At 71.3% G+C, this 13,077-nt stretch carries 11 protein-coding genes; 2 read left to right on the forward strand and 9 right to left on the reverse strand.

Going from position 1 to position 13,077, the window contains the following annotated elements:
* Window positions 1–36: 36 nt before the first annotated feature.
* Both MUN74_RS02320 and MUN74_RS02325 read right to left on the reverse strand, forming a co-directional pair.
* A complete protein-coding gene (locus MUN74_RS02320) occupies window positions 37–1,275 on the reverse strand; it encodes a CpaE/TadZ family protein (RefSeq protein ID WP_244854763.1) in 1,239 nt (412 codons plus the stop codon).
* Window position 1,276: 1 nt separating this feature from the next.
* Window positions 1,277–1,897 carry a CpaB family protein gene (locus MUN74_RS02325; RefSeq protein WP_244854764.1) on the reverse strand — a complete coding sequence of 207 codons (621 nt, stop codon included), beginning with the start codon at window positions 1,895–1,897 and terminating at the stop codon, window positions 1,277–1,279.
* Between the two features lie 132 nt (window positions 1,898–2,029).
* On the opposite strand from MUN74_RS02325, the gene MUN74_RS02330 reads away from it, so the two are divergent.
* The gene (locus tag MUN74_RS02330) at window positions 2,030–2,323 is read left to right on the forward strand and encodes a helix-turn-helix domain-containing protein (RefSeq protein ID WP_244854765.1); all 294 of its coding nucleotides are present in this window, start codon (window positions 2,030–2,032) and stop codon (window positions 2,321–2,323) included.
* 19 nt (window positions 2,324–2,342) lie between these two features.
* Here MUN74_RS02330 and MUN74_RS02335 read toward each other — a convergent pair whose 3' ends face one another.
* Window positions 2,343–2,942, reverse strand: a complete 600-nt coding sequence (locus MUN74_RS02335) for a hypothetical protein (protein WP_244854766.1) — start codon at window positions 2,940–2,942, stop codon at window positions 2,343–2,345.
* Between the two features lie 181 nt (window positions 2,943–3,123).
* Here MUN74_RS02335 and MUN74_RS02340 point away from each other — a divergent pair, with 181 nt between their 5' ends.
* On the forward strand, window positions 3,124–3,573 hold the full coding sequence (locus tag MUN74_RS02340) for an Rv3235 family protein (RefSeq protein WP_244854767.1): 450 nt from the start codon (window positions 3,124–3,126) through the stop codon (window positions 3,571–3,573).
* 30 nt (window positions 3,574–3,603) lie between these two features.
* On the opposite strand, the gene MUN74_RS02345 is transcribed toward MUN74_RS02340, so the two are convergent.
* The 6 genes from MUN74_RS02345 to mtrB form a co-directional block, all read right to left on the reverse strand.
* A complete protein-coding gene (locus MUN74_RS02345; RefSeq protein ID WP_244854768.1) occupies window positions 3,604–5,061 on the reverse strand; it encodes a carboxylesterase/lipase family protein in 1,458 nt (485 codons plus the stop codon).
* 7 nt (window positions 5,062–5,068) lie between these two features.
* A complete protein-coding gene (gene secA / locus MUN74_RS02350) occupies window positions 5,069–7,861 on the reverse strand; it encodes a preprotein translocase subunit SecA (RefSeq protein WP_244854769.1) in 2,793 nt (930 codons plus the stop codon).
* A gap of 195 nt (window positions 7,862–8,056) precedes the next feature.
* On the reverse strand, window positions 8,057–8,761 hold the full coding sequence (hpf, locus tag MUN74_RS02355) for a ribosome hibernation-promoting factor, HPF/YfiA family (RefSeq protein WP_244854770.1): 705 nt from the start codon (window positions 8,759–8,761) through the stop codon (window positions 8,057–8,059).
* A gap of 90 nt (window positions 8,762–8,851) precedes the next feature.
* Complete coding sequence (locus tag MUN74_RS02360) at window positions 8,852–9,595, reverse strand: ComF family protein (protein ID WP_244854771.1); 744 nt, start codon at window positions 9,593–9,595, stop codon at window positions 8,852–8,854.
* 96 nt (window positions 9,596–9,691) lie between these two features.
* Window positions 9,692–11,404 carry an LpqB family beta-propeller domain-containing protein gene (locus tag MUN74_RS02365; protein ID WP_244854772.1) on the reverse strand — a complete coding sequence of 571 codons (1,713 nt, stop codon included), beginning with the start codon at window positions 11,402–11,404 and terminating at the stop codon, window positions 9,692–9,694.
* A complete protein-coding gene (gene mtrB, locus MUN74_RS02370) occupies window positions 11,397–13,067 on the reverse strand; it encodes an MtrAB system histidine kinase MtrB (RefSeq protein ID WP_244854773.1) in 1,671 nt (556 codons plus the stop codon). The genes MUN74_RS02365 and mtrB overlap by 8 nt, the downstream gene beginning before the upstream one ends.
* Window positions 13,068–13,077: the final 10 nt, after the last annotated feature.

Raw genomic sequence — 13,077 nt, forward strand, 5'->3', positions numbered from 1 at the left:
AGGCGCACGAGCAGACGCCCGGCTCGACCGGTCGAGTCAGGCCTCGGCCCGTCGGAGCACGGGCAGCGTGAATCCACGGCGGCGCGGCGCCGGCTCGGGCAGGATCGCACGCAGGACGTAGTCGCGCAGCGCCGCGCGCAAGGGCGCCCGGCCGGCGGCGTCGCGGAGCGTGCGGGCACCGAGGATCGCGGCATCGGCTGCCCGGCCGTCGTGCGGCAGGAGGGTGGCGGCGTCGATGCCGGCGAACCGGTGCAGCGTCTGCCGCACCTGGGCGTGGGCGTCGATGCCGAGGGCGCTCTGGCGCACCCGGTTCACGATGACGTCGATGCGCTCGGGGTCGACGAGCGTCGCGAGGTCCCCGTGCCCGCGGAGGAGCCGCGAGAGCCCGACCGGGTCGGCGAGGCCGACGGCCACGATGCGGTCCGCCGACTCCAGCGCGGCAAAGGTCGCGGCGTTGCGCCTCGGTGCGAACTGATCGCTCGTGAGCTCTTCGTCGCGCTCGAGGCTGAACCCGGTGTCGATCACGAGGTACTCGAACTGCCCCCGCATCGTCTCGAGCGCCGAGGTCACCCGCTCGTGCGCGAGCTCGGGCCACCGGTTGGCGCCGACGAGCCCCGAGTAGACGTCGAACGACGCCCGCGGCGACGTGTAGCGCTGGGCGATGCGTTCGAGCTCGGCGCGATCGAGCGACCCGGCGCCCGCGAGCCGGCACGCCGCGGCGAACCCGGGAGTCTCGTCGAGCAGTCCGAGCGCAGGGGCGACGGCGCCGCCGTACGGGTCGGCGTCGACGAGCGCGACGCGGTGCCCCGCCGCGGCGAGCTCGGCCGCGATGTTGACCGCCACCGTCGTCCGACCGGGCGCACCGGCGGGCCCCCAGACGGCGATCACCGCCGCCTCGGGTCTCGTCGTCGAGCCGGCATCGAGCCGCGACGGAAGCGCGGCGACCCCGGCGAGGAGCGCTTCGATCTCGCCCCAGCCGGCGCCGCGGCCGGCGATCTCGTGCACGCCGAGCGTGGCAGCCGTCGCGCGCTCGGCGTCATCGGTCGCGACGGCGATGAGACGGATGCCGCGTTCGTCGCAGGCGTTCAGCAGCTCGGCGCTCAACGTGCCGCGGCCGGCGCCCACGACGACGACCTCGGGGGCGAGCACGTCGAGGCTGTCGACGAGGTCGCGCCAGCCGACGAGGCGCGCGACCACCGTGTGACCGTGTTCGACCAGGTCGGCCAGCAGCCGGTCTTCGGTCGCGGCGTCGAGCGCGAGTGCGAGCCTGGCCACGTCAGTCGCCCGCCCCGGCGGCCACGAGGTCGATCGCGTCACCCGTCGCGAGGGCCTCGAGCACGGCCGCCACCCGGTCGCTCGGCACGAGGACCTCGACCGATGCCCCGTTCGACGACACCATGCCCTCCTCGTCGACGATGCCGGCGATCTCCGCATCGGCGACGAGCACCTTCGGCGCCTCGAAGCCGCCGCGTTCGGTCGCCCTGGCTGACCAGACGTCGACGCGCGAGCCCGCATCGAGCCCGCTCGCGAGTGCACCCCGGCTCGGCACGACGACCACCGAGAGGCCGGTGTCGTCGGACTCGCCGACGGACGCGGCCGGAACCAGCTCGCCCTTGCGCACGGTGTCGGTGACCACGAGCCCGTCGTCGGTCTCGTCGACGCGCAGGTAGTTCGCCTCTGCTGCACCGAGCCGAACCGATGCGACGTCGAGCCGGTCGAGCTCGAGCACCGTGCCGGGGGTCAGCGTCTCGCGTGCCGTGTACACGTCGACGGTGTCGTCGAGCCCGTCGACGAGCGCCCACACGCCGACCGTCGACGCAGCGACGAGCACGATTCCGATGAGCAGCCTGGGATCGATGCGGACCGCACCCCGTTCGCGACGGCTTCGACCGGTCATGTGGTCTCGTCTCCTCTCGTCGGCGCGTGATGCCGGAGTCCATCGTCACCCGATCCGCGAAGATCGTCCCGAAGTTATCCACAACCGCCCCCGTGCCGCACGAGGCCCTGGCGAGGGGTCGATAATCGAGACATGACCCCTCCTGGTTCGGCCGGCGACATCGGCCGCTTCCTCACCATCGCCGACGCGGCCGAGATCCTCGCCGTCGACGTGGCGGCGGTCGACGCGCTCATCCGCAGCGGCGAGCTCCCCGCGATCCGTGTGGGCAGCTCGGGTCCGTGGCGCATCGAACGCGCGCAGCTCGAGGTGTGGATCGAACTGCAGTACGAAGAGACCCGGGTCGACGTCGCGTGGAACGAAGGCGAGTACGCGAACATCACCGAGCTCTCCGGGGTGCGCACCGGCCCCATCCGCCCGGTCGACTGACCCGCCCTCGCGCGGGGTCTCAGCCGAAGCGCACGAGCAGCAGCCGCGCGAGCGGCACGATCCGGTAGCCGTGCACGTCGTGCTCGCGCCGCGGGGTGCCCGGGTCGTGCAGCGCGAGATCGAGGTGGTCTCGGGCGACGCGGTCGATCGTGCCGTGCACGATGCCGTCGATCGTCGTGAGCTGCACCGCCGTCCTCCGCCGCGAGAGATCGCGCAGGACGAAGGGCAGCCCGATCCGCTCGGCCAGGCGCACGGATGCCTCGGGCACGGCGACGAGGCTCGGCTCGAGCTGTTCGCGACCGGGCAGGATCGCGGCGATCGCGGCGAACGGCACCACCACCTGTGCGGACGGTCGGCCGTAGTGGACGGTCTCCGCACTCAACCAGTCGCGACCGAACGCGAGCGGGCGCACGCCGATGAGCAATCCGCCCTGCAGTTCGATGCGCACGAGTGCCTCGGTCGCGGACTCCCCCGCACGAGCGAGTGCGGCGATGCGGTCGCGCAGGGTGAGCCGGCCGAGCCGCAGCCGCTCCTCCTCGAGCTCGAGGGCGCGCTGCTCGTCGAGCATCTCCCGATCGATCTGGCTCTCGAGGTCCGAGAACAGCTGGTCCCAGCGCATACCCGCGACGGTACCTCGATCCGCGAGACGACGATCGGAGTTCTCCACAGTCGGAGAATTCTCTTGACACCTTCGACAGGTCTGCTTACATTCGCTTGAGGAATCCCCGAAACCCCCGAGCGGGGGTGATTCCCGTCGCGATGCTGCGAGGCTCGCGACCGCCAGCCCTACTGGAGCGAAGATGACCGTACGCGATGCCGCCGCCCGAACGACGGCCGTGCAGGGCGCCGCAGCCCGCCACCTCGACGACGAAGACGAGTACTTCGGGCGACAGCCCTCACGGCGCGACGAGTTGCCCGATCCCGAGCAACTGCTGCGCAACCTCACGCACTGCGTGATCGAGGCGCTCGCCGGTGCCCGTGACCTCGAGCAGTTGGCGCGATGGGTCACCGACGAGGTGTATCGCAACCTCTCGAAGCGGGTCGTGCTCGCCGCCCGCGCCCGCCGGGTCAAGGGCCAGTCCGCACAGCGGCCCGCCTTCTCACTCGGCCGGGTGCATCTGTGCGAGCCCCACGACGGCGTCGTCGAGGCGGTCGTCATCGTGCATCAGCGGGCACGATCGCGAGCGGTCGCGATCCGCCTCGAAGGCCACGACCAGCGCTGGCGTGCGAGCGCCATCGGGGTGCTCTGACCCGACGGCCGGCCGACTGAGCGGCGGGCGTCAGCCCCAGGAGGCGCGTTCATCCTCCCGTGGCGCGAACACGGTGCGCGTCTCGGTGTCGAACGTGCGCACTGGGCGCAAGCGGTTCCACGGCTCCCAACCCGGGTCGCCACCACGGCAGAACGCCACCCATGCCCCGTGCATCTCCGCGGCGAGCGACGCGGGGGCCGCTCCACCCGTCAGCGCGACCGCGTCGGGCGCGTCGAGCCGGTCGAACACGGCAGGAAGGTCCATGCAGTGCGCGGCGCCGAGCCCGAGCCGGGGACTTCGCCAGGCGAACTCGTACACCCACGTCGCGGCGCCGCGGCCCAGCCGCGCGTCGGCCCATCGGTTGATCGGCAGTCGCAGCAGCAGGTCGGTGGCGAGCACGCCGAACAGGTCGCCTCGCCGGAGGTCGGGCCGGTTCTCGCGGTAGCGCCGCATCGTGCGCGACCGGATCCGGAACGCGATCCTCGCGCCGAGCAGGTGCCGTCGGCCGATCCGATCGACGAGCCCGGTCGGCTCCAGCCAGAGCCGCGCCTCCTCGGCCGTGCATCCGATGAGCACCGGCACCGCGTCGGCCGCGCCGTCGACGAGCGCCTGCTCGGGATCGGGCAGTCCCTCGCCGATCGCGAGGGCGAAGCCGGGGCCGCCCGTCACGGGCGTCGTACCCGCGGTGACGCGCAACTGCGCCGCGACGAGCGCGTCGGGAGCGATCGACGAGAACGCCTCGCGGGTCGGAGCCACCCCGAGGTCCTTCGCGATCAGACGGGTGATCCGCGCGGCCTGCTCGCGAGGCCGGGCGGCGAGCGGTCCGCTCTGCAGGATCGCGCGGTCGACGAGCCCGGATGCCTCGGGGTGGGCGAGCACCGCCGCGATGAGCGACGCACCGGCCGACTGTCCCGCGACGGTCACGCGGGCCGGGTCACCGCCGAACTGCGCGATCTCGCGCCGGGTCCAGCGGAGCGCGGCGATCACGTCGAGGAGGCCGAGATTCAGTGGGGCGTCGTCGAGCACCGAGAACCCCTCGGACCCGACCCGGTAGTTCACCGAGACGAAGACGACCCCGTCGCGCGCGAAGGGCGTGCCGTCGTAGCTGTCGAGCGCGTTCGCGCCGCGCGACAGCGCCCCGCCGTGCACCCACACCATGACGGGCAGGCCGGCACCTGCCCCGCCGGTCTCGGCGTCGGACATCGCCGAGTCGGGCGCCCACACGTTCAGGTTGAGGATCTCGTCGCCGGCGATCTCGATCGAGGGCAGCACGTGCTCGAGACCGCCGCCGTACGGCGCCTGCGGCGAGGTCGCACCCGGGCTCGAGGCATCCCGTTCGCCGGGCCAGCCGGGGTGCGGCTGCGGCGCCGAGAACCGACGATCGCCGAAGGGCGCCGCTGCGTATGGCACGCCCAGGAAGCGCGCGACCCCGCCGATGCGGGTGCCGCGCAGCCTCCCCGACGAGACGGCGACGACCGGTACGGTCATGCCGTGCTCAGCGGCCCTTGCGCTCCTGAGCGCGACGCTCGGCGCGGTTCTGCGGCGCCTCGCCGCCGGAACGCTGACCGAACGCACCGCGCTCGCCGCCCTCGACCGCCTGCTGCGGCGCCTGGCTCTCGGCGACGGCACGACGTGCGCGCTGGGTCGCCGCCTGCTGCACCTGGCCGCGCTGGTTGCGCACCTCGACGCCGCCCGAGTCGCTCGGAGCGGTGTAGCTGAGCTTCTCGTCGGGGGTCGACTCGCGCGCGAGCCCCTTCGCCTCGATCGTCGCCTCGCCGGCACCGGCCTGCGGAGCCACCTCGACCTCGAGGTTGAAGAGGAACCCGACCGTCTCCTCGCGGATCGAGCCCATCATCTGCTGGAACATCGCGTAGCCCTCGCGCTGGTACTCGACGAGGGGGTCGCGCTGGGCCATCGCCCGGAGGCCGATGCCGTCCTTCAGGTAGTCCATCTCGTAGAGATGGTCGCGCCAGCGGCGGTCGATCACCGAGAGCACGACGCGGCGCTCGAGTTCGCGCATGGCGGGGCTGCCGAGCTGCTGCTCGCGGCGCTGGTAGGCGAGCTTCGCGTCGGAGATGATCTCACGCCGCACGAACTCGCGGTTCACGCGACCCTTCTCACCGGCCTCGGCGACGACCTCGTCGATCGTGATGCCGATCGGGTAGAGCGTCTTCAGCTCGGCCCACAGCGCGTCGAAGTCCCACTCGTCGGGGTTGCCCTCGGCCGTGTGCTGGTCGAGCACCTCGTCGATCACGTCGTCGAGGAACTTCTGGGTGCGCTCGTGCAGGTCGTCGCCCTCGAGGATGTGGCGGCGGTCGGAGTAGATCGCCTCGCGCTGGCGGTTCAGCACGTCGTCGTACTTGAGCACGTTCTTGCGGATCTCGGCGTTACGGGCCTCGACCTGCGACTGCGCCGAGCGGATCGCGCGGGTGACGACCTTCGACTCGATCGCGACGTCGTCGGGCACGCCGCGCGACATGAGGCTCTCGGCGGCGCCCGCGTTGAACAGGCGCATGAGGTCATCGGTGAGCGAGAGGTAGAAGCGGCTCTCGCCCGGGTCGCCCTGACGCCCCGAGCGACCACGCAGCTGGTTGTCGATGCGACGCGACTCGTGACGCTCGGTGCCGAGCACGTAGAGCCCGCCGGCGGCGAGCACCTTCTCGCCCTCGATCGAGACCTCGCCCTTGATGGCCTCGAACACCTCGTCCCACGCGGCTTCGTACTCGTCGGGCGTCTCGGTCGGCGAGAGCCCCTTCTCGTGCATCTGCTGCACCGCGAGGAACTCGGCGTTGCCGCCGAGCATGATGTCGGTACCGCGGCCCGCCATGTTCGTCGCGACCGTGACGGCGCCGTAGCGGCCGGCCTGGGCGACGATCGCGGCCTCGCGAGCGTGGTTCTTCGCGTTCAGCACCTCGTGGCGCACGCCCTTCTTCGCGAGCAGGCGCGAGAGGTACTCGCTCTTCTCGACGCTCGTCGTGCCGACGAGCACGGGCTGGCCCTTCTTGTGCCGCTCGACGATGTCCTCCACCACCTGGGCGAACTTGGCCTCTTCGTTCTTGTAGACGAGGTCGGGCTGGTCGATGCGCTGCATCGGCTTGTTCGTCGGGATGGGCACGACACCCAGCTTGTACGTCGACATGAACTCGGCCGCCTCGGTCTCGGCGGTACCGGTCATGCCCGACAGCTTGTCGTAGAGACGGAAGTAGTTCTGCAGCGTGACGGTCGCGAGCGTCTGGTTCTCGGCCTTGACCTGCACGCCCTCCTTCGCCTCGATCGCCTGGTGGATGCCCTCGTTGTAGCGGCGCCCGACGAGGATGCGGCCGGTGTGCTCGTCGACGATGAGCACCTCGCCGTTCATGACCACGTAGTCCTTGTCGCGCTTGAACAGCGCGTTGGCCTTGATCGAGTTGTTGAGGAACGAGATGAGCGGCGTGTTCGCCGACTCGTACAGGTTCTCGATGCCCAGGTAGTCTTCGACCTTCTCGATGCCGGGCTCGAGCACGCCGACGGTGCGCTTCTTCTCGTCGACCTCGTAGTCCTCGCCTGCGACGAGGCGGGTCGCGAGGCGCGCGAACTCGGCGAACCAGCGGTTCGCCTCGCCCGATGCGGGGCCCGAGATGATGAGCGGGGTGCGGGCCTCGTCGATGAGGATCGAGTCGACCTCGTCGACGATCGCGAAGTGGTGGCCGCGCTGCACCATGTCAGAGGCCTGCCACGCCATGTTGTCGCGCAGGTAGTCGAAGCCGAACTCGTTGTTCGTGCCGTAGGTGACGTCGGCCGCGTACTGCTCGCGGCGCACCTGCGGGGTCTGGCCGGCCACGATGCATCCGGTCGTCATGCCGAGGGCGCGGAAGACGCGACCCATGAGCTCGGACTGGTAGGAGGCGAGGAAGTCGTTGACCGTGACGATGTGCACGCCACGGCTCGTGAGCGCGTTGAGGTACGCCGCGGTGGTCGCGACGAGGGTCTTGCCCTCACCGGTCTTCATCTCGGCGATGTTGCCGAGGTGCAGCGCCGCGCCGCCCATGAGCTGCACGTCGAAGTGACGCAGGCCGAGCGTGCGACGGCTCGCCTCGCGGACGGCGGCGAAGGCCTCGGGCAGGAGGTCGTCGAGCGACTCGCCGTTCGCGTAGCGCTCGCGCAGCTCGACGGTCTCGTGCTTCAGCTCGTCGTCGCTGAGCGCCTGGAAGCCCTCTTCGAGCGCATTGATCGCCGAGGCGTAGTTCTCGAGCCGCCTGAGGGTTCGGCCCTCGCCGACGCGGAGGACCTTTTCAAGAATCGAAGCCACGAATGTTCTCTCCTGTACTTCATGGGTGCTGCCCGCTCGGGCGCTGCGCCACGGGACCCGCGGCCTCGGGTGGCCGCGGTGCCTGCTGCCGCCTCTGCAGCGGTCATCATAGCCATGCTAGTGGGCCGCAACCTGAGCGGCCCCGCCACCGCATCGGCTGATGCGGTGGCGGGGCCGTTCGAGACCGTGTTCAGATCAGGATGCCACGGGCTCCCGTCCGCTCGTCACCGGGGTGTCGATCGCACCCTCGCCGTTCTCGTCGAGCCCGATGACGCCGTAGTCCCAGCCCTTGCGGCGGTACACGACGCTCGGCCGACTCGTCTCGGAGTCGATGAACAGGTAGAAGTCGTGGCCGACGAGCTCCATGAAGTAGAGCGCCTCGTCGACCGTCATGGGCGTCGACGCGAACACCTTGCGCCGGATCACGACGGGCGTGTAGACCTCGTCGTCGCCCATCTCGTCGGTCGTGTCGACGACGGGGATGCTGCCCGTGCGCACCTGTTCGAGCACGTCGACGCCTGCGGCCTGCACCCCCACGCCCGAGAACCCGGCATCGGTCGCCTCGCGGAGCGACGTATGGCGGTGGTTGCCGCCTCGATGCACCTTCCGGCGGTCCTTCGCGCGCCGGATCCGCTCGAGCAGGCGACCGAGAGCGACGTCGAACGCCGCGTACTTGTCGGTGCCGTCGGCCTCGGCCCGCACGACGGGCCCCTTGCCGAAGAGGGTGAGCTCCACGCGGTCGAGACCCGGGTTGCCGTTCTTCTCGTTGTGACGGCTGAGCTTCACGTCGAGGGAGATGGCCCGGTCGGTCAAGTGCGTGACCTTCTCGGACTTCTCCGTCGCGTACGCGCGGAAGCGGTCCGTGATCCCCAGGTTTCGTCCGACGATGTTCAGTTCCATGACGACCTCCGTTCACCGGCGTGTCACCCGGTTCTGAAGGGTGGATCGACCACGCCTGTCCTGCCACCGTAGCCCGCCCGCCGGGCAAAGTCACGGAGTGTTTCCGTCGAGTTCGCCGAGAGCCGAAGCACGCCGCAGCGGAGTCTCCGCGAGCACTGCGGCGCCGGCCGTGGACGCGCCCGCCGCGTGCAGTGCACGTGCCGCGTCGGCCAGCGTCGAACCGGTGGTCACGATGTCGTCGACGAGCAGGAACCGTCGCCCGGCGAGCGGCGCGACGGCGACGAGTCCGCCCGCGGCGTTCGCACGACGGGCGTCGACGCCGAGCCCCGCCTGGTCGACGCGCTCGCGTGCGAGGCGCAGGACCCGGGCCGGCCGCAGACGGCTGCGGGCGAGCAGCAGCTCGACCGGGGCGTAGCCGCGCTCCCGCATCGCCCGGGCGGTCGACGGCACGACGGCGAGTTCGACCGGGACGGGTCCGAGCCGGCTCATCGCGAGCGCCGCACCGATCGCAGCGCCGAGCGACGCCGCGAGCACGGAGGCCGCATCGGTGCGACCGCCGTCCTTGAAGGCGCCGATCGCCGCTGCCGCGACGCCCGCGTATTCGAGTGCCGCATGCACGGCGAACCGGCCGTCGGGGCCGTCGCGATGCACGACGCGCGGCACTGCCGCGAGCGCCGACCGACACCCGTCGCACACGGCGCGGTCGTGCCCGCCGCATCCGGCGCACGTGACGGGCGCGAGCACCGCGAGCGCGTCGAGCACCGCGTCGCGAGCGAGCGCGCGGAGCGCGCCCATTGCGCCGAGCCTGTCGAGGGCGCCGAGTCGATCCGCCATGCACCAAGGCTCGCGCAGCGGCGCCGACCGCGCAGTCGATGCCTGCGTACCACGCGCACGTGCCCATCGAACACGGGCTGGGGAGGACGGGTCGGATCAGCCCGGCATCTGCACCGAGACGAACGAGAAGCCGCTCGCCCGCTCCTGCCACGTCACGCCGCTCGGGACCTCGAGCGCCCCCTCGGCCGTGAGCACGCGCAGGCTGCGTTCGCCGTTGCCGGCATCGAGCATCCTGCCGTCCGCAGGCCCGGCCTCGTCATCGGGAACACCCCCGATCTCCTGCACGAGCACCCGTGTGTCGCCGCCCGGCATCTCGACGAGTGCCGCGACCCGGTTCGCATCGAGCCAGGCGACGTCGCGTGGAGCGCCCGACACGCTCGTGAGGGCGAGCGCGACCTTTCCGAGGCCGATCGGAACGCCGTCCGCATCGCGTTCGATCGACGCAGCCACGAATCTCGCGCGCGTGCCGTCGCCCAGCAGGGCGATGATGCGGGTGCCGTCGCGGGAGACCTCCAGCGACGAGATCGTCGATCCGATCCACGGCACGGCCATCGGGATCGGGTCGCCCTCGGGCGGGTAGGCGACGAGTTCGCCGGGCGCCGCCGTCGGCACCGACCAGACGACCCCCTGCGGGTCGATGGCCGGCACGATCAGCGACGACCCCGCACGGGGATCGAGGGTGACCGGGTCGTCTCCCGACCGCACGATCGAGACGCCGATCTCACTGCGTACCGCGACGGACGTGCCCCCGGCACCGACTGCGGCGCCGGTCGGCGCGAGGGCCGCGACCTGCTCCGAGACGCCCTCGATGGGCTGGACCTCATCGTTCGACGCGGCCAGGTATCCGAACGTCTCGCCGTCGTAGACGACCGGCCGCGGATCGACGGCGGGGTTCTGGATCGGCGGATCGGCAAGGGGCGGAGGATCCTGCGCCGCGCCGTCGATCGAGAGCGCGACCGAATCGACGTTGCGCACCTGTCCGACGAGGCTCTCGTCGAGCTGCGCCTGCATGCGCTGCAGTGTGCGGGTGTCGTCGAACTGCGCCCCCGAGAGGTCGACGCTCGCCGTGCCGTTCGCAATCGGCACCGAACTCTGTTCGAGCGCCGTGCCTTCGGGGAACGCCGTCGCGACGCCGGCCGCGAGCCAGTCGCCCGGCCCGCCCAGCAGCGCGCGGACCACGTTCGTCTGTACGGCGTCGGTCCGCGCGAACCAGCGCAGATCGGGCACCAGGTAGCGATAGTCGAGCGAGTAGAAGTACAGCTCGTACGAGCGGTACACCTCTCCGAACGTGAGCTCGTCGACGAGGAGGCCCTGCGGCGCCTCGGCAATCCGCCACTCGCCGTCCACCGTGACGAGACGGTAGGGCAGCTTCGCCTCAGCGGTCGACTCGGGCTGTTCGTACTGTCCGACGTCCGTGAGCGCCGCAACCGGCGTCGTGGCGACCTGGACCTGCGTCTCGGTCGCGTCGTCGGAGAGCGTCTTCGGCGCTTCGAACACCCGGTCGGCGCGCACGTCGATCGTCGCGCGCGCGTCAGGACGCCATTCGTCTTGGAACTCTTCGGTCAGATACTGCTGCGCCGCCGCGTAGTTGCCGCGAGGGCTCGCCGCTGCATCGATGAACCCCTGCACGATGTCCTCCGGGGAATCGCCCGGCTGCGGCGAACGCACGAAGGTGTCGAGCTCCAGCGACTCCTCGACCGGGTCGGGGTGGCCGACGCCGACGGGCCCCGACGTGGGTAGGGCGACGCAGCCGGTCAGGAGGGCTGCGACCAGCACGGCGAGGGATGCCGCGAGCGGGCGTCTACGCATCGGGCCGACCTCCCTCCGAGGCATCCAGGTCGATCGCGGCGACGACGCCCGTCGGCGGCGGGCCGACGGCACCGACGTCGTCTGGCTCGAGAGGCAGGGGCGACACGACGGCCTCGACGTCACGCGTGCGCGGGAGCGTCAGCCGGAAGACACTGCCGACGCCGGGCCGCGACCACACGTCGAGCATGCCACCGTGCGAGACCGCGTCCTCGAGGGAGATCGCGAGGCCGAGCCCGGTGCCGCCGATGGTGCGGGTGCGGCTGGGGTCGGCACGCCAGAACCGGTCGAACACGCGAGCGCTCTCCTCCTCGGTCATGCCGAGCCCGTAGTCGCGCACGGAGAGCGCGATCGCCGACTCGTTGCTGTCGACGGCGACGACGATCGGGCGGCCTTCGCCGTGCTCGATCGCGTTTCCGAGCAGGTTGCGCACGATACGGCGGATCCGGCGGGGGTCGACGTCGGCGTCGAGATGTCCGCCGGGCGCGACCAGCCGGAGCTCCGAACCGCGTTCACGGGCGAGCTCGTGCATCGACTCGATCGCGTCGCCGGCGAGATGCACGAGGTTCGTCGGCTCGGTCGCGAGCTCGACCGAGCCGGCGTCGTAGCGACTGATCTCGAGCAGGTCGGCGAGGAGCGTCTCGAAGCGGTCGGTCTGCGTGTGCAGCAGCTCGACGGTGCGGGACGTCGGTCCGGCGAAGTCCTCACGTTGCCCGTACAGCACATCGCCGGCGAGGCGGATCGTCGTGAGCGGCGTGCGCAGCTCGTGCGAGACGTCGGAGACGAAGCGCTGCTGCATGACCGAGAGCTCGGCGAGTTCGCGGATGCGCGCCTGCAGGCTGTCGGCCATGCCGTTGAACGACGCCGCGAGGGTCGCGAGCTCGTCCTCGCCCTTCGACGGCATGCGCACGCCGAGGTCGCCCGCCGCGAGCCGGCGACTCGTCGCGGCTGCCGTGCGGATCGGCTCGATCACCCAGCGCACGACGAGCAGCGTGATCGCGCTGAGCAGGGCGATCAGGGCGATGGCGCCGATCGTGCCGACCGTCTGCATGAATGCGAGCGTCTCCTGCGCGTCGGCGAAGTCGTAACCGATGTACAGGCCGTAGCGGCCGGCCTGGGGAACCGTGATGGTCGATCCGACGACGACGCCCGGGTCCCCGCCCCCGGCCTCGGTCTCGAACTCGACCGACTGCCAGAACTGGCCCTCGGGATTGTCCTTGACCCGTTGCTTCAGCTCATCCGTGATCACCCTCGTGAGTGCGGGATCGCCGCGGTCGGGCGGAGCCGCCCGGTCCTGCTCGTCGTCGACGCGGAAGTAGGCGATGAGGTTCGACCCCGACACCGACGTCACCGTGCGAACGGTCGAGCTCATGAGCGCCTGCAGCGACGCACGGTCGCTCGCGTCGGAGGCGTTGAGCACCTGCTGCGCCGCGGTGGTCGCCTTGTTCGAGGCGCCGAGCGCCGCATCGAGCTGGTTCTGGAACAGACCCGACGCGACGCTGAACGAGATGTAGAGGCCGATCACGAAGATCGCGAGCGACGACAGGGCGAGCGTGATCGCGACCGTCCGGAACTGCAGCGACCGTCGCCACAGCGCCGCGAGACGCCGGGGCTGCTCGCGCCACGATCCGGCGAACGGCGTCGCCGCGGCTTCGGCCTGCGTCATCGGCCCTCGC

It is taken from the genome of Agromyces sp. H17E-10 (genome assembly GCF_022919715.1).
Classification (GTDB): domain Bacteria; phylum Actinomycetota; class Actinomycetes; order Actinomycetales; family Microbacteriaceae; genus Agromyces.